This window comes from Ottowia massiliensis, assembly GCF_900240305.1.
Lineage (GTDB): Bacteria > Pseudomonadota > Gammaproteobacteria > Burkholderiales > Burkholderiaceae_C > Ottowia > Ottowia massiliensis.
The window spans coordinates 753,673-774,605 of the sequence record NZ_LT964854.1 but is presented as its reverse complement, the minus strand read 5'-3'; the positions used below and the strand labels follow the sequence as shown (position 1 = coordinate 774,605).

The 20,933-nt window shown below is 64.1% G+C and carries 18 protein-coding genes and 1 pseudogene; 8 read left to right on the top strand and 11 right to left on the bottom strand.

Features of this window, described 5'->3' with window-relative positions; translation table 11 throughout:
* Positions 1-325 precede the first annotated feature (325 nt).
* Positions 326-1,315 carry an Acg family FMN-binding oxidoreductase gene (locus tag C1720_RS03500; RefSeq protein ID WP_102283248.1) on the bottom strand — a complete coding sequence of 330 codons (990 nt, stop codon included), beginning with the start codon at positions 1,313-1,315 and terminating at the stop codon, positions 326-328.
* Positions 1,316-1,558: 243 nt separating this feature from the next.
* Between C1720_RS03500 and C1720_RS14155 the strand changes: the two are divergent.
* From C1720_RS14155 to C1720_RS03490, 3 genes and pseudogenes are all read left to right on the top strand, one after another.
* Positions 1,559-1,729: pseudogene (locus C1720_RS14155) on the top strand (CRISPR-associated endonuclease Cas1); the annotation flags it as partial.
* Positions 1,730-1,827: 98 nt separating this feature from the next.
* On the top strand, positions 1,828-2,076 hold the full coding sequence (locus C1720_RS14150) for a hypothetical protein (protein WP_233200068.1): 249 nt from the start codon (positions 1,828-1,830) through the stop codon (positions 2,074-2,076).
* Between the two features lie 1,157 nt (positions 2,077-3,233).
* On the top strand, positions 3,234-3,968 hold the full coding sequence (locus tag C1720_RS03490) for a pseudouridine synthase (protein ID WP_102283246.1): 735 nt from the start codon (positions 3,234-3,236) through the stop codon (positions 3,966-3,968).
* Positions 3,969-4,250: 282 nt separating this feature from the next.
* On the opposite strand, the gene tyrS is transcribed toward C1720_RS03490, so the two are convergent.
* Positions 4,251-5,501, bottom strand: coding sequence for a tyrosine--tRNA ligase (gene tyrS / locus C1720_RS03485; protein WP_102283245.1), 1,251 nt, complete (start codon positions 5,499-5,501; stop codon positions 4,251-4,253).
* Between the two features lie 172 nt (positions 5,502-5,673).
* On the opposite strand from tyrS, the gene C1720_RS03480 reads away from it, so the two are divergent.
* Positions 5,674-6,981 (top strand): M23 family metallopeptidase, encoded by a 1,308-nt coding sequence (locus C1720_RS03480; protein WP_233199786.1) that lies wholly within the window; start codon positions 5,674-5,676, stop codon positions 6,979-6,981.
* 68 nt (positions 6,982-7,049) lie between these two features.
* Here the strand turns inward: C1720_RS03480 and erpA are convergent, their stop codons facing one another.
* The 4 genes from erpA to rplM form a co-directional block, all read right to left on the bottom strand.
* On the bottom strand, positions 7,050-7,391 hold the full coding sequence (gene erpA, locus C1720_RS03475; protein WP_102284480.1) for an iron-sulfur cluster insertion protein ErpA: 342 nt from the start codon (positions 7,389-7,391) through the stop codon (positions 7,050-7,052).
* An 87-nt stretch (positions 7,392-7,478) separates the two neighbouring features.
* The gene (locus C1720_RS03470; protein ID WP_050715563.1) at positions 7,479-7,889 is read right to left on the bottom strand and encodes a bactofilin family protein; all 411 of its coding nucleotides are present in this window, start codon (positions 7,887-7,889) and stop codon (positions 7,479-7,481) included.
* 128 nt (positions 7,890-8,017) lie between these two features.
* Positions 8,018-8,410, bottom strand: coding sequence for a 30S ribosomal protein S9 (rpsI, locus tag C1720_RS03465; protein ID WP_050715564.1), 393 nt, complete (start codon positions 8,408-8,410; stop codon positions 8,018-8,020).
* A gap of 12 nt (positions 8,411-8,422) precedes the next feature.
* Positions 8,423-8,851: a 50S ribosomal protein L13 gene (gene rplM / locus C1720_RS03460; protein ID WP_102283243.1), complete on the bottom strand. Its 429-nt coding sequence runs from the start codon at positions 8,849-8,851 to the stop codon at positions 8,423-8,425.
* Positions 8,852-9,047: 196 nt separating this feature from the next.
* Here rplM and C1720_RS03455 point away from each other — a divergent pair, with 196 nt between their 5' ends.
* Entirely contained in the window at positions 9,048-9,968 is a 921-nt protein-coding gene (locus C1720_RS03455) for a 23S rRNA (adenine(2030)-N(6))-methyltransferase RlmJ (protein WP_102284479.1), read from the top strand.
* A gap of 306 nt (positions 9,969-10,274) precedes the next feature.
* Here the strand turns inward: C1720_RS03455 and C1720_RS03450 are convergent, their stop codons facing one another.
* The gene (locus C1720_RS03450) at positions 10,275-10,682 is read right to left on the bottom strand and encodes a septal ring lytic transglycosylase RlpA family protein (protein WP_102283242.1); all 408 of its coding nucleotides are present in this window, start codon (positions 10,680-10,682) and stop codon (positions 10,275-10,277) included.
* A gap of 168 nt (positions 10,683-10,850) precedes the next feature.
* On the opposite strand from C1720_RS03450, the gene C1720_RS03445 reads away from it, so the two are divergent.
* The 3 genes from C1720_RS03445 (at position 10,851) to C1720_RS03435 (ending at position 14,333) form a co-directional block, all read left to right on the top strand.
* Complete coding sequence (locus C1720_RS03445; protein ID WP_102283241.1) at positions 10,851-11,789, top strand: cation diffusion facilitator family transporter; 939 nt, start codon at positions 10,851-10,853, stop codon at positions 11,787-11,789.
* Positions 11,786-12,226: a D-aminoacyl-tRNA deacylase gene (gene dtd, locus C1720_RS03440; RefSeq protein WP_102283240.1), complete on the top strand. Its 441-nt coding sequence runs from the start codon at positions 11,786-11,788 to the stop codon at positions 12,224-12,226. Before C1720_RS03445 ends, dtd begins: the two co-directional genes overlap by 4 nt.
* Before the next feature lie 199 nt (positions 12,227-12,425).
* Entirely contained in the window at positions 12,426-14,333 is a 1,908-nt protein-coding gene (locus C1720_RS03435) for a hypothetical protein (protein WP_102283239.1), read from the top strand.
* Positions 14,334-14,465: 132 nt separating this feature from the next.
* Here the strand turns inward: C1720_RS03435 and C1720_RS03430 are convergent, their stop codons facing one another.
* The 4 genes from C1720_RS03430 to C1720_RS03415 form a co-directional block, all read right to left on the bottom strand.
* Positions 14,466-15,986, bottom strand: coding sequence for a DASS family sodium-coupled anion symporter (locus tag C1720_RS03430; protein WP_199170947.1), 1,521 nt, complete (start codon positions 15,984-15,986; stop codon positions 14,466-14,468).
* A 444-nt stretch (positions 15,987-16,430) separates the two neighbouring features.
* The gene (gene ccsB, locus C1720_RS03425; protein WP_082203210.1) at positions 16,431-17,807 is read right to left on the bottom strand and encodes a c-type cytochrome biogenesis protein CcsB; all 1,377 of its coding nucleotides are present in this window, start codon (positions 17,805-17,807) and stop codon (positions 16,431-16,433) included.
* 2 nt (positions 17,808-17,809) lie between these two features.
* Positions 17,810-19,981 (bottom strand): cytochrome c biogenesis protein ResB, encoded by a 2,172-nt coding sequence (locus C1720_RS03420; protein WP_102284478.1) that lies wholly within the window; start codon positions 19,979-19,981, stop codon positions 17,810-17,812.
* A gap of 198 nt (positions 19,982-20,179) precedes the next feature.
* The gene (locus C1720_RS03415) at positions 20,180-20,893 is read right to left on the bottom strand and encodes a c-type cytochrome (RefSeq protein ID WP_082203211.1); all 714 of its coding nucleotides are present in this window, start codon (positions 20,891-20,893) and stop codon (positions 20,180-20,182) included.
* Positions 20,894-20,933: the final 40 nt, after the last annotated feature.

Below are 20,933 nucleotides of genomic sequence, written 5' to 3'. Positions count from 1 at the left end.
CCAAGGCGGGCGGCTGGCGCAGCCTCCGGGTTGCCCGGTGCCTGGCAGATGAGGGCATCGGAAACAGGAGCAAATTCAAGGGGCAGAAATACCGGTTTGCGCTGATTCCACTAGGACATCATGCTATGGTTAAAGGAGCGAAATATTGCCTCTTTCCTCCGCTCACGCCATGCTCATTCGGATTGCTGATGCGTTCGCCCCTCGCGCGTCAGCCATGTGTGGGGCAGCTCGCAAGCCATACACCGCCACGGCTGGTTTTTCGCGTAAAAAGAGCTAGTGGCCGCCTTGCCCTTTTGCTGGCGGAAAATGGGCTGAACGGGCACGTTCAATAGGCCATTCCATATTCAGATTTCATGACGTCCCGAAGCGGCCTTCTTCCGGCGCGCGGAAGCGGCTTTGCATAGCCGATGCGCAGCAGCAGTTGTGGATATTCACGGGTCGCGTGAAAAAGTTTCTCGCGCAATTTCCCGCGTATTTCGGCGACTTCGCAAGGCTGATTCAGGTATGCGCTGGCAATGCCTGCCCGGGTCAGCGAAAGCAGAAAACGCTGGAGTGCGCGCCCCGTGCTGATCCATGAAAAAACATCATCAGCCGGGCTGGTGATAAGCGCCAAATGGGATGAAGATGCGATTTTTTTCAGATCGGATTTGTTTTGCGATTTGCCGTTGAGCATGGATTTCACGATGGGTTCGCTGATCCAGCGGGGCAGACTGGGCGCGCCCAGGGTGGCGTAGCTGAGGCCGTCGCCCGTGCTTTCGGCATGCTTTTTGTTGAAGCGCACCCATGAAAGCAACTCCGCCTTGAAGGCGGGGTCGTTCATTTGCGCTTCATTGCCCTGCGTGACGGCTTCGGTCAGCAGCTTGAAGGCGCGGTCCTCCTTCTTGAACAGATGGATTTTTATTTCATTTCCGGTCCATTCCTCCAGAATGGCACGCAAAATATCTTCCGGAATGATTTTGTGATTGTATGTTGAGCGGTTTGTCTGCCGCTGTTCAATATAGGCAGAAAGCGGGCTTGGAATAATACTGTCTGATTTTTGAAGCTGTATTCTGATGCTTCCATCGCCGCTTATTTCCGTCTGGGCGGCGTAATGCAAGGCTGAAGCTTGCAGGCAAAGATTTTCAGCCGCGCATCCCAGGCTGATGAACAATTCCCGGCGGTTGCCGTCCACGGCGGGCAGCGCCCTTGCGGGGTCGGGAAAAATGGCAATTTCATTGGCGTTGATTTCAAAATACCACGGCTGCGAGTTATGACCAGATGGAGCGCGGGTGGCGGCGGTAATGAGCTGGAGGGTGTCGGGTGAGGAAAGACGCATGATGACTCTCGCAATGTCCGGCCGGATTCTCGCGCGGCGCTTCGAGCTTGGCTGCACTGGCCTGACGGCGCAGAAAAGCTTAAAAAACAGGAGCGAATTCAAGGGGCTGAAAATGCCATCTCGCGCAGTTTCCACTAGGACATCATGCTGTTAATTCTGTAGCAACAATATCGGGCAACGGTTTGACCGGGCTGCAAGCCTGTAGCAGCTTCCTGGCTCTCCCTTGCCGGCTCCGAAATCGCCTTGGCGCTGCACGGCGCCGGGCTGGAGCCGGCCATTGGCTACTACCACCAGCTCAGCTTCGGCAGACACTCGCTCGCTTGCGACCTGCTCGAAACCGTGCGCCCCCTCGTCGATCGCTTCTGCCTGCAACCCGTTGCCCGCCAAACCCTCACCAAAGACCACTTCAGCCAAAGCGCCGCCGGCTGCCTGCTCGGCAAAGCCGTCCGCGCCCACTACTACAACGCCTGCGAGGAATACGCCAACCCCCGCGCCGCAGCATCAGCCACAGCGTGCAAAACCTGCTTCAGGCCATCGCCCTCGCCACCCCGCCCGGCGGCATCCACTGGAGCGGCCTGCCCGAAACCTGGCAAGACGACCCCGCCCTGCTTCCGGGCGACGAAAGCGGCGACGGAAACATCAACGAAAACGGCAACCCGGCCGGCCCGGGCGCTGCCGACGCCATCAGCAGCCTTGACGGCACAGACGAACCCGGCGCCCCGTCAGCCCCCTCAAACCGCAAACCCTGGACTCTCATCTGAAAGCCTGCCGGACAAGCGCCCTTCACATCAAAAACAGGAGCGAATTCATGGGGTCGAAATGCCGCCTCTCGTGCATTCCACTAGGACATCCTGCTATCAATCAAGGAGCAAAAACGCGCATTCCACCCACAGATACCCTGCGCCCGGCCCAGCTGGGGGCCAAAACCAGGCGAAAATACCCCCCGCCAAAAGCCTGAAACGACGCCTGAAGCGACATCTCCCCAACGACCTGTGACCGTCCATAAAGCCCTCTGCAAGCTGTTGTCCCGCAACGGATTTCAGAGGCGTACGGTTTCAGGCCACCCCTGATTTCAAAGGGATTAAGACCAGCAGGCGAAAGTCATAGTCATACTCCGTGGATGGTTTCAGGCCACCCCTGATTTCAAAGGGATTAAGACTAAATACTGCCATTGTTGTGTCCTTTCAAATGGTTTCAGGCCACCCCTGATTTCAAAGGGATTAAGACAGTCCAGGCTTTCGGGGTTGGTGTCGAGTTCGAGTTTCAGGCCACCCCTGATTTCAAAGGGATTAAGACAAGAACATGAACGCGAAGTCCACATCCTCGAGCTTGTTTCAGGCCACCCCTGATTTCAAGGGGATTAAGACGTCAACGATCTCCTGCATACGCCGGATTGTCTGTTTCAGGCCACCCCTGATTTCAAAGGGATTAAGACCGGGGCGGCATCCTTGGGTTGCCAGGTTGCCAGGTTGCCAGGTTGCCAGGTTGCCAGGTTGTCAGGGTTTCAGGCCACCCCTGATTTCAAAGGGATTAAGACACAGCGTGGTAAGCAGTGTTGAAAGCGACGGAAGTTTCAGGCCACCCCTGATTTCAAAGGGATTGAATCCAGCAACAGCCGCTGCTTTGGCAGCAAGATTGGGTAAATGCTGCGTAAATGAAGAAAAGGCTGTTTCCGGTTTTCGTTGCCAGTGCTTTGGGTTTGGGCGGAAACTGTTTGCCGGAAATTTGGGCTTATAAGAGCCTGTTCATGATCAGGCCGTGAGAGGCGAAAGAATGGATCGGGATGGGCGGCAAGGCGCAAGCCGTAGGCAGCTCTCGTGGCCCGGCGAGGATTTGCAACGCGGCAGAGCGCCTGAGGCCGCGCTTTTCGCGTCTACGGACAGAATGTGAGCGGGTTCTCAGCCATTTGCTTTTCGCCATGCAACGTTTGGATGACCTTCTTTTTGCCCAGGGTTTTGGCACGCGCCGTCAGTGCGCGGGGCTGATTGCGCAGGGGCTGGTGCAAGTGCAAGGCAGCGTTTGCACTGATCCGGCGGCTGTTTTTCCGCCGCAGGGCCTGCGCATTGCCGTGCAGGGGCAGCCTTGGGAGTGCCGCAGTCCTGCGTATCTCATGCTTCACAAGCCAGCGGGCTATGAGTGTTCGCAGCGCCCCAGCGCCTGGCCCAGCATTTATGCCTTGCTGCCTGCCATGCTGCGGCAGCGTCCTGCCGCCAAGGGTGGCAGGGCCAGCGGCGTGCAGGCTGTGGGCCGGCTGGATCAGGATACGACTGGCTTGTTGTTGCTCAGTGACGATGGCGCTTTCATTCACCGCATGAACGCCCCGCGCCGCCATGTGCCCAAGGTGTATGAGGTGAGCGCAGCGCATGCGGTGACTGCCGCGCAAATTGCCCGGCTGCTGGAGGGGGTGGTTCTTCATGACGATCCCCAGCCCGTGCGCGCTGCCGCTTGCGAGGCGACGGGCAGTCATGCCTTGCGCCTGACGCTGACCGAGGGCAAGTACCACCAGGTCAAGCGCATGCTGGCTGCCGTGGGCAACCGCGTGACGGCGCTGCACCGCAGCCGCATTGGCCAGCTTGCCTTGCCCGCTGATCTGGCCCCCGGCCAGTGGCGCTGGCTGGACGAGGCGCAGCTTGCCTTGCTGCAGCCTTTGTGACCCGCTGAAGATGGGCAAGGCCCAAGAGCGCCCGGGGCCGCGCTTTCGCCCCTCATGGCCAGACTCTGAACAGGTTTCCGGCGTTTGTTCGCGCCCCGTCTTTCAGCGTGAAGAAGCGGTTTGGAATGGGCAAGGCGCGGGCGGGAAGCGAGGAATTTTTCGCTTCTGAATCAATAGCATGAGGTCTTGGTGGAATTTGCGAGGAACGGCATTTCAGGCCCCTCATATTTGCTCCTGTTTTTGGTGTATTCAGGCCAGCAGGAGCGGGCCGCACATGGGTTTTCAGGCCAGGGTGACGCGGGCGAATTTGCGTTTGCCCACTTGCACCACGTAAGTGCCGGGGCGCAGCTTCAGGGCCTTGTCGCTGATGACGGCGCTGTCTACGCGCACGCCGCCGCCGTCTATCAGGCGGTTGGCTTCGCTGGTGGAAGGGGCCAGGCCCGATTGCTTGAGCACCAGGCCGATGCCCAGGCCCTCGCTGCCGGCGCTCAGCTGCACTTGCGCAATGTCGTCGGGCACGCCGCCTTTGCTGCGGTTGATGAAGTCTTGCTCGGCAGCGCTGGCTGCCTGGGCGCTGTGAAAGCGCGTGGTGATTTCGCGCGCAAGCATGACTTTGGCTTCTTTGGGGTTGCGGCCTGCGGCGACTTCGGCCTGGAGTTTTTCAATGTCGGCCAGGCTCTGGAAAGACAGCAGGGGGTACCAGCGCCACATGAGTTCGTCGCTGATGGACAGGACTTTGGCGAACATGGTGTTGGCGTCTTCGGTGATGCCGATGTAGTTGCCTTTGCTTTTGGACATTTTGTCCACGCCGTCCAGCCCCACGAGCAGGGGCATGGTGAGCGCGCACTGGGGTTCCTGCCCGTGTTCGATTTGCAGGTGGCGGCCCATGAGGAGGTTGAATTTCTGGTCGGTGCCGCCGAGTTCGAGGTCGCTTTTGAGGGCGACGGAGTCGTAGCCTTGCAGCAGGGGGTAGAGGAATTCGTGCAGGCTGATGGAGGCGCCAGAGTGAAAGCGCGCGTGAAAGTCGTTGCGTTCCATCATGCGGGCGACGGTGTATTGGGCCGCCAGCTGGATCATGCCGCGCGCGCCCAGCTGGTCGCACCACTCGCTGTTGTAGCGCAGCTCGGTTTTTTCAGGGCTGAGCACTTTGTAGGCCTGGGCGCGATAGGTTTCGGCGTTGGCGCGGATTTGTTCGGCGCTCAGCGGCGGGCGGGTGGTGTTGCGGCCGCTGGGGTCGCCAATGAGGGTGGTGAAGTCGCCAATGAGGAAGATGACGGTGTGGCCCAGGTCTTGCAGCTGGCGCAGCTTGTTGAGCACGACGGTGTGGCCCAGATGGATGTCGGGCGCGGTGGGGTCCAGGCCCAGTTTGATGCGCAGCGGCTGGCCGGTGGCTTCGGCGCGGGCGAGTTTTTGTTCCCAGTCGGCGGTGGGCAGCAGCTCATCGCAGCCGCGCAGGGTGATTTGCATGGCTTCGCGCACGCGGTCGGTGATGGGAAAGGGGCTTGAAGCGGCTTGCGCGGGAGGCTGTGTCATATGTAAAGCTGGGGGAGAGGAAAGGCAAAGCGGGTTTTGCGTGCAAGGCGCATGGCTATACTCGCCCGCTTTGCCAAAAGCAAAGAAAACGACTCAAATTGTAGTGTGCAGGCTACAGTCTGCCGCTTCCCGCCTTGACCCGGATATCCCCGTGAAGCCTTCTGCCATTGTCTTGTTCATTGCTGGACTGATTCAGCGCAACCCGAAACGCACGACGGCGGCCATCACCGCCTTTTTAATGGGCGCTGGCACGTTTGCCATGGCCGCGCTGACGCCCGCCGAGCCGCCCAAACTGGTGCGGCTGGTGACGGAGCCTGTGCAGGCAGACGTGGCCGCGCAAGGCGGCGGCGCGCTGACGCTGTACCGCAATGGCAGCACGCGCAGCAGCGATACGCCGGAAGCGCTGCTGGCGCGCATGGGGGTGGTGGATGCCGAGGCGGCGCGTTTTCTGCGCGGCCATGCGGACGCGCGCAACGCGCTGTTCAGCCGCACGGGGCGGCCCGTGGCAGTGCAGGCCGATGACGGGCAAAAGCTCCTTTCCTTGCGCACGCACTGGCTGGACAAGCCGGGAAGCCAGGAATTCAGGCGGCTGATCGTGGAAAAGACGGAAGCCGGCTTGACAGCCCGCGTGGAAACGGCGCCGCTGCAAGTGGGCCAGCGCGTGGCAAGCGGGGTCATCCGCTCGTCGCTCTTCGCGGCGGCCGATGAGGTCAATCTGCCTGACAGCGTGACGTATCAGCTGGCCGATATTTTTGGCTCGGTCATCAACTTCCACAAAGGCCTGCGCAAGGGCGACAGCTTTTCGGTGGTGTACGAGACGCTGGAGGCTGATGGCGAGCCGGTCCGCGCAGGCCGCGTGCTGAGCGCCGAGTTCGTCAATCGCGGCAAAGCGCATGAGGCAGTCTGGTTCCAGGAAAGCGGCAGCCCCGGGCAAGGCGGCTACTTTGACTTTGCTGGTGAGAGCCTGCGGCGCGCCTATCTGGCGGCTCCGCTGCCTGTGCTGCGCGTGACCAGCAAATTTGGCGAGCGCCATCATCCCATTCTGGGCTACACGCACAAGCACACGGGCGTGGATTACGCCGCGCCCACGGGCACGCCCGTGCGCACCATTGGCGACGGCACCGTGACGGTGGCCGGAGCGCAAAACGGTTATGGCAACGTGATTTACATCAGCCACCTCAACGGCAAGGATTCGACGGTGTACGCGCACCTTTCGCGCATTGACGTGAAGCCTGGGCAGAAGGTGTCGCAGGGCGATGTGATCGGCGCCGTGGGCGCCACGGGCCGCGCGACGGGGCCGCACCTGCATTTCGAGTTCCGCGTGGAAAACAAGCCCGTCAATCCGACAGTGGCGCTGGCCGAGCAAAGCGGCGCCGTGCTGGCTTCGGTGGCGAAAAAAGAAACATTTGCCCAGCTTTCACTTGATATGCAGGCCCAGCTGGAATCAGCCAAACAAATGGCGGGCACAGCTTTCGAGTGAATTCATTTCATATTCCTGGAAAATAAAAAAAGGGCGCTTTAAGAAGCGCCCTTTTTTATTTGTGGAATTTATTCTTCCGCCACGGAAAATGACGAACCGCAGCCGCAAGTGGTTTCAGCATTTGGATTGCGGATGACGAATTGCGCGCCCTGCAAATCTTCCTTGTAGTCAATTTCAGCGCCGACCAGATATTGGAAGCTCATGGCGTCAATCAGCAGCGAAACGCCATTCTTGGTCATCGTCGTGTCGTCTTCATTGGCGATTTCGTCGAACGTGAAGCCATATTGAAAGCCGGAGCATCCGCCGCCCTGCACGAACACGCGCAGCTTCAAATCGGGGTTGCCTTCTTCGGCAATGAGATCGGCCACCTTGGCGGCGGCGCTATCGGTAAAGACGATGGGGTCCGGCATGGCCGGAGCGGCAGCTTGGGTTTCAGGGGCGGCATTCATGGGGTAACTCCTGTATTTATATTCAATGCGGAAATCGCGGGCAGTCTATCAAACCGCCTGATCTTCGCCTGTCAAAATGGTTTTTGCGGGCGTGGAAGGCGGCATCAGCTGCGGCTGCAATTGCCCTGAGATGACGGCGCCCGTTTGCATTTCAAGCGTGCGGTACTGGATGGCCTCGCTTTGCACATGGGCGCTGGCCTGGAGTTCCAGCGCTTCGAGCGCCTGCACATTGCCGATCACGGTGCCCGCGATCACGATGAAATCCGCGCGAATCGTGCCCTGCACCTGGCCCGTGGGGCCGATCACGATTTTGCTGACGCTCTGCTCCGATGCGGGCAGCACGTCACCCAGCACGGTGCCGTCGATCTGAAGGCCGTCTTCAAACGTGCACGGCCCCTGCACCTGCATGCCGGCGCCAATGGCGTTGCGCATCGGCGGGTGTTTTTTCTGGTTGAACATGAGCTTGCATCTCCTCTGAAGTGGGCGTGGCGGGGCCAAAGAAAAACCGTGCGGCCCTTGCGGGCGGCACGGCTTGCTTGTAGCACAGAAGGCAGCTTTGCCGCACCGTGCCAGCGTGAGCGCCAGAATCAGCGCTTGCTGAACTGCTTGCGGCGGCGGGCGGAGTGCAGGCCGACCTTCTTGCGTTCCACTTCGCGGGCGTCGCGGGTCACGTAGCCGGCTGCGGACAGCTGCGGCTTGAGGTTGGCGTCGTAATCAATCAGCGCGCGGGTGATGCCGTGGCGCACTGCGCCGGCCTGGCCGGATTCGCCGCCGCCGCGCACGTTCACCATCACGTCGAAGGTTTCCGTGTTTTCGGTCAGCACCAGCGGCTGCTTGCAGATCATGATGGAGGTCTGGCGGCCAAAGTATTCCTCGATGGACTTGCCATTGACCGTGATCTTGCCGGAGCCTTTTTTCAGAAACACGCGGGCCACGCTGGATTTGCGGCGGCCTGTGCCATTGTTCCATTCACCAATCATTGACGGCTCCTATCAGATTTCCAGCGTTTTGGGCTGCTGGGCGGTGTGCGGATGCTCTGCGCCGCCATACACCTTCAGCTTCTTGATCATGGCGTAGCCCAGCGGGCCTTTGGGCAGCATGCCCTTGACGGCCTTTTCCAGCGCGCGGCCGGGGTGTTTGGCCTGCATGTCGCGGAAGGTGGTCATGCGGATGCCGCCGGGGTAGCCGGTATGGCGGTAATACTTTTTGCCCAGTTCCTTGTTGCCGGTCACGCGGAGCTTGGCGGCATTGACGACGATGATGAAGTCGCCGGTATCGACGTGAGGCGTGTAAATGGCTTTGTGCTTGCCGCGCAGACGGAGGGCAACTTCGCTGGCTACCCTGCCGAGCACCTTGTCGGTGGCGTCAATCACAAACCACTCATGCTTCACGTCAGCGGGTTTTGCGCTGAACGTTTTCATGGTTTTTTCCTTTTCGGGGAAAGTGAAGTGGCTGGCCCGCTCTTTTCCGCGGTCGGCATTCCTCTGGCGGGAATCTCTCAGGCGGCTGGCGCGCCGAAGCTGGCAAAAATGCCGGCAAAAGCGCGTTTTGTCGCGGAGCGGGCGGCGCTACAAAAAACCGGCGATTCTACACATGGGCTGCCATTACGATTGCCCCATGTTCAGTTACCGCCACGCCTTTCACGCCGGCAACCATGCCGACGCGCTCAAGCATCTGACTCTGATTGCCACGCTGCGGCATCTCATGGCCAAGCCCGCGCCGCTTTTGCTGGCGGACACCCATGCGGGCGCGGGCCTGTACCGGCTGGACAGCGAGGCCGCCCGCACTTCCGGCGAGGCCGCGCAAGGCGTGCTGGCCTTGCAGGCGCAGGCCAATGGGCAGGCTGATGGCGGCGCGCCCGCGCCCGAAGCCCTGCGCGACTATCTCGACATGGTTGCCAGCTTCAACGCGCCGGGCAAAAGCTGGCGCATCTACCCCGGATCGCCCTTCATCATGCAGCGCCTCATGGCGGCGCAAGAGCGCGCCGCCGTGCACGACCGCCTGCGCCTGTTCGAGCTGCATCCGTCTGATATTCACGCGCTGCAAGCCAATGTGGCCCAGTTGCAGGCGGGCCGCCAAATCACCATTCAGACCGAAGACGGCTTTGCCGCCCTGCCCGCCCTGCTGCCGCCGCCCGCAGCGGCTGGCGGTTCGCGCCGCGCGCTGGCGCTGATGGACCCCAGCTACGAAATCAAGACCGACTACGCCCGCGCGGCGGCCGCCATCCAGCAATGCCTGCAACGCTTTGCCACGGGCGTGTATCTCGTCTGGCACCCCATCATCGCCCGGCCTGAAGCGCACGGCCTGCCGCGCCGCCTCAAGCCCCTGGCCAATCAGGCGCGGCGCGGCTGGCTTCACGCCACACTGAACGTGGGCGCGGCCAAGGGGCAGGCGGGCCTGTCGGCCAGCGGCGTGTTCGTCATCAACCCGCCGCATACCTTGCCCGCCGCCCTGCGCGCGGCCCTGCCCGCCGTGCTGAATGCGCTCAAGCGTGGGGCCGGGCAGGGCTGGACGGTGGAGACGGGCGGGCTGAAATAAAAAAACCGTTCAAGGCGCGCTGCGGGCGTGGCAAAGGCCGTTTTGCGTTTGCCGCCCGTTTCGGCCCGCAGCTTCTCGCGGGCAGGCAGGGAAGCGGCAGCGCATTGAAAACAGGAGCAAATTCAAGCTGCCATAGATAGCGTTTGCGCCCGTTCCACTAAGACCTCATGCTATTGAAACAAGAGCTGAATTGGCGCGGGCCGGGCCAGTTCAGGGCCGGGGCGCGGTGGGCGCGGAAAGAGGGGGGATGCGTTCCGGGGAGCGGCGGCATGCGGAGCAGGCTTGCTGCCGCCGCTTTTCTGGCGCCTATTGCGCTTCGTGCAGCACAACGTGCCCGTGGCCGCTGCCTTCCAGCCCCAGATGGCGGGCGGCGGCGCGGCTTAAATCAATGATGCGGCTCTGGGAGAAAGGGCCCCGGTCGTTGATGCGCACCACCACCTGTTTGCCGTTGCGGGGGTTGCGCACCAGCACGCGGGTGCCAAAGGGCAGGGTCTTGTGGGCGGCGGTGAATGCGTGCATGTCAAAGCGCTCGCCGCTGGCCGTGCGCCGGCCCTGGAAGTCTGCGCCGTACCAGGAGGCGCGGCCTTGCTCCAGCACGCGGCCGGATGCCTGCGAAGGCAGCGAGCCGTGGGCGCAGGCCGTTGTCAGCAGGGCCAGCCCCAGGCAGAAGGCGGTGCGGAGCCGGGCGGCGAGAGTCGGGCGGCGCGTGAACATGGGCGGCGATTTTAGAAAGCGCTTTGTCCATGCCGCCCAAGCCGCGCGGTAACGGGAAAAAGGCAGGCGCAAGCAGCCGTTTCAGCGGCTGTGGCCACAATCCGCATTCTTTGGCGCGCCTTGTCCGAGTGGTTTGCGCGCTGTTTTTTCCGCTTTCTTCCTGTTTTCATGCCTGTTTCCGGAAACGCTTTTTTGCACTGGCTGACGCCGCGCCGCCTCATGGCCGCGTCCGCTGCCGTGGCTTGCGCGGCCATTGCGCTCAAGGCGCTGGCCTGGCAGCTCACCGGCTCCGTCGGGCTGCTGTCGGATGCGCTGGAGTCCGTCGTCAATCTGGCCGGGGCGGGCTTTGGCCTGCTCATGCTCACCGTGGCCAGCCGCCCTGCCGACGAGGGGCACCCTTACGGGCACTACAAGGCCGAGTACTTTGCCTCTGCGTTCGAGGGGTTGCTCATTTTGGCGGCCGCTGCGGCCATTGCCTGGGCGGCGCTGCCGCGCCTGGCGCAGCCCCAGCCGGTGGCGCTGGCGGGCTGGGGGCTGGCGCTGTCGGTGGGCAGCTCTGCGCTCAATGGCGCGCTGGCCTGGCTCATGCTGCGCGCCGCGCGCGTGCACCGCTCGCTGGCGCTGCAGGCCGATGCCCGCCATTTGCTGACGGATGTGTGGACTTCCGCCGGCGTGCTGGCGGGCGTGCTGCTTGCGCCGCTGACGGGCTGGCTGTGGCTGGACCCGCTCATGGCCCTGCTGGTGGCGCTGAACATCTTGCGCGAAGGCTTTGGCCTGCTGTGGCGATCGTCGCAAGGGCTGATGGATGAGGCCGTGCAGGCCGAAACCCTGGCGCAGATTCAGACCGTGCTGGCGCGCTTTGCCGCCGATGGCGTGGCGCGCTTTGACCACGTGCGCACCCGCCAGGCCGGGCAGCGCCGCTTTGCCGATTTGCACATGCACCTGCCGCCTGAGTGGACGCTGACGCAAGCGGCTGCCTTGCGCGCCCAGGTGGCCGCCGCGCTGGCCGAAGGCGTGCCCGGCCTGTGCGCGCTCATTCAGATCCTGCCGCCCGAGCCGGACGAGGCGGCAGCCAGCCCATCTCCTGAAGAAAGCCGCCTTTCATGAAAGCACTGATTCAGCGCGTGTCGCAGGCCGAGGTGCGCATTGCCGGCCAGGTGACGGGCCGCATTGGCGCGGGCCTGCTGGTTTTCATTTGCGCCGAGCCGCAAGACACCCCCGCCACGGGCGAGCGGCTGCTGGCCAAGATTCTCAAGCTGCGCATCTTTGCGGACGGGCAGGGCAAGATGAACCGCAGCGTGCAAGACGCTGCGGGCGGCCTGCTCATCGTCAGCCAGTTCACGCTGGCCGCCGACGCATCCGGCGGCAACCGCCCCAGCTTTGCGGGCGCCGCACCGCCCGCCCTGGGCCGCGAGCTGTATGACGATTTCGTGGCCCGCGCCCGCGCCGCGCACCCCGAGGTGGCCACGGGCCAGTTCGGAGCCGACATGCAGGTGGCGCTGATCAATGACGGCCCCGTCACCATTGCGCTGCAAATGGGCTGAGAGCTTGTTCGGAGCCTGGCCGTGGGCTGGGGCACAGCCTTATTTCGCTCCTTTATCAATAGCAAGATGTCCTAGTGGAAAGTGCGCTGGATGGTATTTAGACCCTCTTGGATTTGCTCCTGTTTTTGAGGGCGCGCCAAACGGCCCCGCCTGTTCATTGCCCGTTCTTGTTCCCCCCACGTTTTTCCGGTTTTCTTCCATGAGCGCCACGCCCGCTTTCCGCAACGACCGCCCCATCAACGCCCTGTGCCTGGCGCTGGCCGCCGCCATTTTTGCGGCGCTGGCGGCTTTTTCCGCCTGGCTGTGGCAGGCCGGGCGCGCGCCGCTTTTGCTGGCCCCGGCCCTGGGTGGGCTGCACAACTGCCTGGCGCTGGGGCCGCGCGGCGCGCCCGCTGACGCCGCCTGCACGGCGCCTGACGGCTCGGCCGCGCCGCGCATAGAGCGCGCCTTGCAGGCGCTGGGGCCGCGCGAGAGCGCCGATGGCCGCTTTCTGCTGGGCTACACGCTGGTGGTGCCGCTGCTCAATTTGTTCGAGCCGCACGCGCAGGCCGCCCCCGCGCCGGAAGGGCGCTGGGCCGTCAATGAAGAGGCGCTGCGGCGCATTGCGCGCACGATTGAAGGCGTGCCGCGCCCGGTGGTGCTGTATCTCTTTTCCACCCACTTTTCCGAAGACGCGCCCATCGAGGCCGCGCTGGCGCAAAACCCCGACAACATGGCCGTCACGCCCGCCGGCCCGCTGCCGCCGGACCGCTACATGGGCTGGCCGCTGTATCCGTGGAGCATTGCCCGCACCGACAACCCCATCACCCGCCGGCGCGAGCAGGCCATCCGCGCGCTGGCGGACGCCCTGTGCCAGATGCCGCCTGCGGCGCGCGCGCGCATTGCGGGCATCAACCTGCTGGGCGAAGTGCATCACCTCTACCCCGATTTCGAGGCCGGCATGGGCGCGGGCAGCGACTACGTGATTACCGACTACAGCGCCGCTTCGCGCCAGGGCTTTTCGCGCTGGCTGGCGCGGCGCTTTGCGGGCGACATCGGGGCGCTGAACGCCTGGCTGGGCGGCGCGCCCTTTGCCTCGTTTGACGACGTGCAGCCGCCTTCGCGCGACATCCGCCGCCAGCCGCTGGCGCACTACTGGCAGCATCTGGACGCCACCGCGCACGGCCTGCTGCCCGTCAGCGGCTGGGCGCACGCGGCCAGCGGCCCGGCCTGGGTGCGCGTGTATCTGAACGGGCGCTTTGCCGCCCGCGTGCCTGCGCGCTTCATGCGGCAAGACGTGGCGGCGGCCCGCCCCGATCTGGGCACGGCCCAGGTCGGCTGGCGCTATGACCTGCCCTTTGCCCGGCTGCCAGCGGGCCTGCACCGCATTGATCTGGCGCTGGAAGACGGCCCGCGCCTCATCCACATGGGAACGCGCCACGTGGCCGTGATGGACCGCCAGCAGTCCACTCCCCGCCCCCAGCCCATGCAGGCGGCCCTGCCGCCCATGCAGCCAGCAGGCGGCTCCGGCGCGGCCTACTGGATTGACACGCCGCAAGACCACGCCGCCGTCTTCTACAACCCGCTGGCCGCCCTCTGGCACGCCTGGCGCGCCGAGCAGGTGGTGGCCTACCTGCGCCACTTTGACGCGCTGCTGGAGCGCACCTGCCTGGCCGGTGTGCCCCGCCGCACCCAGCAGATCTACCCCGCTGAAAAAGCGGGCTGGGACGGCACGCGCTTTGCCTCTGAAGCGTCGCTCAAGCCCTTTGGCCATGTGCAGCTGGGCATCAACCTCTACGGCGAAGCCACGCAGGACGACAGCTTTTTCGACTGGCTCGCCCGCTCGCGCCAGGGCCGCTACAGCGTCACCGAATTTCACCCCATGCACGCCATGAGCGCCGCCGAATTGCGCCGCGTGCTGCTGCGCCACCAGGCCCACGGCGCGCAAACGCTGTCTTTCTTTCTGCACCCGCCGGAGCCAGCCCGCCAGGCAGGGCAGGGCGCCCAGGCGGCGCAGCCCAATCCTTTCGCCTTCGACCCCGCCAACCCCCTGCACGGCTCGGATGCGCTCTACCGCGCCGTGCAGGGCGTGATGGGCAAGCCGGACCGCCCGCAGAACATGCCCTGAGAGCCTGCCTAGAGCCTTTTCGCTATTTAAACCATAGCTAGAGGTCCTAGTGGAATGGGCGCAGAGGCCGTTTTTTGGCCTCTTGTATCAGCTCCTCTTTTTGATGCGCGGCGGAGCGCATGGAGCCGGTTCTCACCAGTACCCCAGCGCCTTCCACCAAACGCCGCCGATGAGGGTGAAAACCAGCAGGTTCAGCACGCTCATGGCAAAACCGGCCTTCCACCACTCGCCCAGCGTGGTGTAGCCCGAGCCGTAGATCACGGGCGAGGAGCCTGTGGCGTAGTGGGTCAGCGTCATCATCAGGCTGGAGGCGGCGGCCATCAGCAGGGCAAACAGCATGGGCGGCGCGCCCAGCGCAATGCCAGCGGCGTAAAACGCGCCCAGCATGGCCGTGATGTGCGCCGTGGTGCTGGCAAACATGTAGTGCGCGTACAAGTAGGCCAGCACCAGCAGGCTGGCCGCGCCCGCCCAGCCCAGGCCCAGATGGGAAATGCCGCCCTCCAGCATGTGGGAAAACCAGGCGATCAGGCCGAGCTTGTTCAGGAACGTGGCCATCATCACCAGCGCGGCGAACCAGGTGATGGTGTCCCACGCGCTTTTTTCCTTGAGCACGTCTTCCCAGCTCAGCACGCCGGTGAGCAGCAGCAGGCTCAGGCCGATGAAGGCCGTGGCCGTGGCGTCCACCGCCCAGGCCGGGCCGCCAATGTGGGCGGGCACGCCCGCCCACAGCGCCAGCAGCAGCGCGAAGATGGCGAGCATGATTTTTTCGCCCCGGTTCATCGGCCCCAGCTCGGCCAGGCGCTCCTTGGCAAAAGCGGCAGCGTTGGGCGTTTCCCTGATTTCGGGCGGGTAGAGCCAATACAGCGCCAGCGGCATCAGCAGCATGGCCGCCAGGCCCGGCAGCAGCATGGCCAGCGCCCATGTGCCCCAGCTGAGCTTGATGCTGGAATTCGTGGCCTTGGCCACGATGTCCACCACCAGCGGATTGGGCGCGGTGGCCGTGATGAACATGGCCGAGCTGATGGGGTTGCCGTGGTAATTGACCAGCGCCAGATAGCGGCCCATGCGCCCTTGCGTGCCTTTTTCGGGGTCCGAGTCGTAGCTGGCGGCAATGGCCTTCATCACCGGATGGATGATGCCGCCGGCGCGCGCGGTGTTGCTGGGCGTCACCGGCGCCAGTAGCAGCTCCGACAGCGCCAGGCTGTAGCCAATGCCCAGCGTCTTGCGGCCAAACAGCGCGATGAAAAAGTAGCCGATGCGCGCGCCCAGCCCCGTTTTCAGCAGCCCGCGCGAAATCATGATGGAAGCGCCAATCAGCCAGATCAGCGGATTGGCAAAGCTCGAAAGCGCATCCTTGATGGCGTTTTCAGGCGCGTCCGCCGTCACTCCCGTCACGGCCACCAGCGTGATGGCCACCATCGACAGCGCGCCGATGGGCATGGCCTTGCCGATGATGGCGGCGATCACGCCCACGAACATCGCCAGCAGATGCCAGGCCCGGGGCGTCACGCCCTGCGGCACGGGAATGGCGAACGCGATCAGCAGCGCCAGCGCCAGTGCAATGCCTGCTGGCAAAAGCTTGAAACCCAGCTTGCCTTTCGCCGGGTCTTGAGCCGGTTGCCGGACTGTTTTTTGGTCTGTTTTTTCTGCCATGTTGCAACTCTTTCGTTGGTTGAAGGAGGAAATGGCGCGGGAAAGCGCCTTTCCCGCGCCGTATTGTGCGCATGGCCAAAGGGCGCGGCCGCAGCATGGATTCCGGCGCAGGCGGCGTTCGGAAAAGAAGGCTCCGGGCTGGAGCTGCCAGCGGCGGCGTGGCATGAAACGCAGCAGGCGCTTGTCCCAGGCAGGCGAGCCGGGCCGGGATGGCCGGAGCGTTATTTGCGCTTTGGAAAAAGGAGCGAATCAATGGCCTGAAAAACAGGCCCTGCGCCCATTCGACTAGGACATCGCGCTATTGATACAGGAGCGAATGCGGGCTGCCTTTCCGCCCAATTGCAGCCTGGCAGCAGCCCGGCAGCAGCCCGGCAGGATTCGCAAGGCCGCAAAAGCGCCCGGATCTGCGCTTTGCGCACCTGCGCACAGGCGGCACACAGGCGCCTAAATCGAGCCGTAGCTGTGCAGGCTGGTGATGAACATGTTCACGCCGATGAAGGCGAAGGTGGTGATGGCCAGGCCCGCCAGCGCCCACCAGGCGGCCACAGTGCCGCGCAGGCCCTTGATCAGGCGCATGTGCAGCCAGCTGGCGTAGTTGAGCCAGACGATGAGCGCCCAGGTTTCCTTGGGGTCCCAGCTCCAGTAGCCGCCCCAGGCATCGGCGGCCCAGAAAGCGCCCAGCACGGTGGCAATGGTGAAGAAGGCAAAGCCCACGGCGATGGCCTTGTACATCACGTCATCGAGCACCTCGAAGGAAGGCAGCCGCTGGGCAATGCGCTTGCGGCCCAGCACGATGAGGCCGACGATGGCGGCGGCCACGATGGTGTAGCCCAGCCAGTAGCCGCCGCCTGCGCCTTCTGCGCGCTGGCGGAAGGCCAGGGGCACAAAGCACACGGCCATGCCCAGCAGCCACATGGACGCGATGCGATGCCGCTGCTGCTCGCCGGCCTGCTGCTTGATGAGATAGGCGAAAGCGACCATGGCCGCCAGCGCGAAGGTGCCGTAGCCGATGAAATTGGCAGGCACGTGCAGCTTCATCCACCAGCTTTGCAGGGCGGGGATGAGCGGCTGGATCTGGTGCGCTTCGCGCACGAGCGTGTACCACAGCAAAAAGCCCACGGCGGCGCTGACCACGAGCATGACGAACGCGCCCAGTGCGCGCGTGCGGTATTGCTCCTCGTAGTACAGGTAAAAAAGCGTGGTCATCCAGCAGAACATGATGAAAACTTCATACAGGTTGCTGACCGGGATGTGGCCGATGCCCGCGCCGATGTGGTGGCTTTCGTACCAGCGCACCAGCGTGCCGGTGAGCGCCAGCGCCACGGCGCCCCAGGCCAGCTTGCTGCCCAGGCTTTCAAGAGAAGCCGCTGGCTGCCGGATGAACATGCCGGCCCAGTAAAAGACGGTGCTCATGAAAAAGAGCACGCTCATCCAGAGAATGGCCGACTGGCTGGACAGCAGGAATTTGAGCCAGAAGACGGTTTCGGCGCGGCCCAGGTCGCCCCCGTAGCTGGCAATGGCCAGCAGCGCCAGGCCGCCGCAGACGAGCATGAGGTGGCGCAGGGGCCGCCAGAACCAGCCCAGCCAGATGACGATGGGCAGTGTGGCCAGGAGGATGGCGGTTTCGTAGCCGTCCATGGCCTGCCGGTAGCGCCACAGGGCAAAGCCCGCGCCAGCGGCGGCGATGGCGGCAAACAGCCAGTCGCCCCAGGTGCGGCGGGCGAAATAGCCCGCGTCCGGCGCGGGCGCGGCGGCCAGGGCGGCGTTTTCCGGCGGCGTGGCCGCAGGGGCGGCGGAGGGTGTGGCGGCGGCGGTGTTCATCGTCAGGAAAGCGTGGTTGTGGGCTGCATGGCACATGAGCTTGCCGGAAGTTGCAAAAGCCGCGCCTTGATTTGGGCAAATTCCCGGTCGGCGTCCAGCGTTTTGCGGTTGGATGAGAAGGCGGCCACGGCTTGTGCGCCCGGCCCGCTGGCAGCTGGAGCCAGCCAAATCCACAGGCGGCGGTCGCGCACGTAGAGCATGCCGAAGATGCCGGCAATCAGCAGCAGGCAGCCCAGATAGACCACGGCCTGGCCGGGCGCGCGCGCCACTTGCATGACGCTGGCCTGCACGTGGGTGAAGTCTTTGAGTTCGAGCGTGAAGGCGGCGGGGTAGAGGTTCACGTCAGACAGCGCGACGGCCGCGTGCTGCACCCAGGCGATGGCTTGCGGGTCGTCTTCAGGCAGGGGCTTTTGGCCGTGGGCTTCGCGCACGGCCTGGTTCAGCTCGAACAGCACGCCGTTGAGCAGGCGCAGCAGGGCCTGGGCGGCGGTTTCACGCTCGGCAGGCGGCACGGCTTCTTCCACGAAATCGGCGATGGCTTGCAGCCCGCCAGGCTTGCGGCCCCGGATGGCGTCCACGCCCGCAAACAGCCCCAGCATGCGGCGGGCGGAGAGGGTGAGCTGCCCGGCCAGGCTGGTGCGCCCGCCTTCCAGGTTGCGCGCCACGTAGCGGGCCACGGCGGCTTCGCGCTGGCGGGCGTCTTGCAAGGCGGCGCGCAGGCGCACAAAGCCTTGCAGCGACTGGTTTTCGTCGGCCGGAATGCGCAAATAGCGCATGGAGTCGCTGGCCGACAGGCGCACGCCCAGCAAAAAGACGCTGGGGCCGCCATCGCCCATGTCGATGGGCAGCATGTAGTTTTTGTATTCGCGGGCCTGCCCGGCGGCGTCGCGCAGGCGGTAGCTGAAGCTGGGGCCGACGTTGCGCAAATGGCGCTGCGTGACGGTTTTGTCAGCCGCGCCCAGGCGCTGCTCTATGGCGTGGGCCAGGCCGCGATCCGGCCCGGCGGGTGCAGCCATGCCGGGCTGCTCTTGCGCCACGTCTTCCACGTTCATGACGCGCAGCTCGCCCAGCTCCAGCGTCAGGCTTTCGCCCTGCACGTTCAGCGGCAGGCTGTCGCCCACGGCGCCTTGCAGCCCGGCTGGCGCGATGTCCGCTGCGCCCAGCGGAACCAGGGCCAGCTTCAGGCGCGAGCCGCCGTCGTCAAAACTGCTTTGGTAGATGCTGATGCCTTTGTGCTTGACGGGGTGGTTCACTTCCACGCGGGCCTCGCGCTTGCCGCCGCCTTCCTTGTCGTGAATCACGATGTCGCTGGCAAACAGGCGCGGCATGCCCGTGTCGTAATACTCAATGGTGAATTTCTTGAGTTCAATGGCAAACGGCAGCTCCTGCAAGAGCACGCCATCCGGCTGCGCCAGCACCACGGTGTCCGATGCCGTGCCTTCGGCAACGGCCAGATTGCCCCGGAAAGCCGGGTTTGCGGGCGAGAGCCGGTGCTGCGGCCCCACTTGCGACACCAGCCCGCCGCCCGTATAGACCGACTTGCCGCCCAGCCAGGTTTGCGCGCGGATGAACAAGTCTCCATCCAGCAGCCCGCCCAGGCACACCAGCACGATGGCGCTGTGCGCGGCGATGTAGCCGAGCTTGTTGGCCGCCCCGGCCTTGGCCGCCACCATCCAGCCGTCGCCTTCGGGCGTTTCGCGTTTTTGCAGCCGCACGCGCCAGCCGCTGGCCGCCAGCGCCTGGCGGATGCGCTGCGCCTCCTGGGCGGGCGCGGCGGGCAGCGCGGCTTCGGCCTTGTAATGGAAGGCGCGCAGGCTTTGCACGCGGATGTCTTCCTTGAACGCTTTCAGATCGGCCAGCATCTTGGGCGCGTGCCGCGCGATGCACAGGCTGGTGCTGACCACCAGAAAAGCCAGAATCAGCAGAAACCACCAGGCGCTGTACACCGCATTGAGCTTCAGCGCCATGAACAGCCCGGCCCAGAACGGCCCGAACTTGCTCACATAGCCAGCCATCGAGTCGTGCTGCTGAATCACGGTGCCAATGACCGAGGCAATGCAGATGACCGTGAGCAGCGCAATGGCAAAGCGCATGGACGACAGCAGCTCCGCCGCCTGCCGCAAGGCGGGCCAGCTGCGCCGCGCGGCAGGGCCTTCTGTGCTGGAGGTGCTCATGCGGGTGGTTTTCAAGGCAGAAAAGAAACAGGCGGCAGCGAAAAGCTGCGCTCGGGAGCGGCGATTGTTGCCCGTTCGCCTTGGCCCGGCGGCTTGCTGCGTTTTTCTTTTTGTGCAGGCAAAAACGCGCCGCCAGCTTGCGGGTGCAAACTGGCGGCGCGCTCGTTGGCAAAAATCGCTGGTAAGACGGCCCGGCGCTTAATGCAGGCCGGCGATGTATTCGGCCACCGCCTTGATTTCGCGGTCATTCATCTTGCCCGCAATGTCGGCCATGGACTGGTTGTTCTTGCGCGTGCCGTCGCGGAACTGGTTCAGCTGCGCGATCGTGTAGTCGGAAAACTGGCCTGCCAAGCGCGGGTATTGCGCCGGAATGCCCGCGCCGTTGGGGCTGTGGCAGCCAGCGCAAGCGGGTATCTTGCGGTCGGCCACGCCGCCACGGTAAATGCGCTCGCCCAGCTGCGCCAGCTCCTTGTCGGCAGCGGCGCCTTGCGCGGGTTTTTGCGCCAGCAGCCAGGCGGCGATGTTGTGAATGTCTTCTTCCGACACGGCTTGCGCCATGCCTTCCATCACGGCGTTTTCGCGCGCGCCGCTGCGAAATTCCATCATTTGCTTGATGAAATAGTCAGGGTGCTGGTGCGCCAGCCGGGGCTGCGTGGGAATGTCAGCCACGCCAGCGCCGCCTTCGCCGTGGCAGGCCAGGCAGATGCCTGAATAAGACGCCTCGCCTTGCGCCAAATCAATCTTTTGCGGCGAAGCAGCAGGAGCGGCGGCGGCAGGAGCCTGTTCGGCGGCGGCAGCGGGCGCTTCGGTGGCGGGCGCTTGCTCGGCGGGCGCCTCGGCAGCAGTCCCTTCGGCAGCGTGCGCGCAAGCCGCAATCAAGGCGGCTGCGAGGAAGAAGGCGGGCGACTTCATGTGGGTATCGTCTTGATGGTTATGGAAAAAACTGCATCAG

Coding starts and splice junctions, on each gene's coding strand:
- C1720_RS03500 (WP_102283248.1), bottom strand. CDS start 1,315: ATGCGTCTTTCCTCACCCGACACCCTCCAGCTCATTACCGCCGCCACC.
- C1720_RS03490 (WP_102283246.1), top strand. CDS start 3,234: ATGCAACGTTTGGATGACCTTCTTTTTGCCCAGGGTTTTGGCACGCGC.
- tyrS (WP_102283245.1), bottom strand. CDS start 5,501: ATGACACAGCCTCCCGCGCAAGCCGCTTCAAGCCCCTTTCCCATCACC.
- erpA (WP_102284480.1), bottom strand. CDS start 7,391: ATGCCGGACCCCATCGTCTTTACCGATAGCGCCGCCGCCAAGGTGGCC.
- C1720_RS03470 (WP_050715563.1), bottom strand. CDS start 7,889: ATGTTCAACCAGAAAAAACACCCGCCGATGCGCAACGCCATTGGCGCC.
- rpsI (WP_050715564.1), bottom strand. CDS start 8,410: ATGATTGGTGAATGGAACAATGGCACAGGCCGCCGCAAATCCAGCGTG.
- rplM (WP_102283243.1), bottom strand. CDS start 8,851: ATGAAAACGTTCAGCGCAAAACCCGCTGACGTGAAGCATGAGTGGTTT.
- C1720_RS03455 (WP_102284479.1), top strand. CDS start 9,048: ATGTTCAGTTACCGCCACGCCTTTCACGCCGGCAACCATGCCGACGCG.
- C1720_RS03450 (WP_102283242.1), bottom strand. CDS start 10,682: ATGTTCACGCGCCGCCCGACTCTCGCCGCCCGGCTCCGCACCGCCTTC.
- C1720_RS03445 (WP_102283241.1), top strand. CDS start 10,851: ATGCCTGTTTCCGGAAACGCTTTTTTGCACTGGCTGACGCCGCGCCGC.
- dtd (WP_102283240.1), top strand. CDS start 11,786: ATGAAAGCACTGATTCAGCGCGTGTCGCAGGCCGAGGTGCGCATTGCC.
- C1720_RS03435 (WP_102283239.1), top strand. CDS start 12,426: ATGAGCGCCACGCCCGCTTTCCGCAACGACCGCCCCATCAACGCCCTG.
- C1720_RS03430 (WP_199170947.1), bottom strand. CDS start 15,986: ATGGCAGAAAAAACAGACCAAAAAACAGTCCGGCAACCGGCTCAAGAC.
- ccsB (WP_082203210.1), bottom strand. CDS start 17,807: ATGAACACCGCCGCCGCCACACCCTCCGCCGCCCCTGCGGCCACGCCG.
- C1720_RS03420 (WP_102284478.1), bottom strand. CDS start 19,981: ATGAGCACCTCCAGCACAGAAGGCCCTGCCGCGCGGCGCAGCTGGCCC.
- C1720_RS03415 (WP_082203211.1), bottom strand. CDS start 20,893: ATGAAGTCGCCCGCCTTCTTCCTCGCAGCCGCCTTGATTGCGGCTTGC.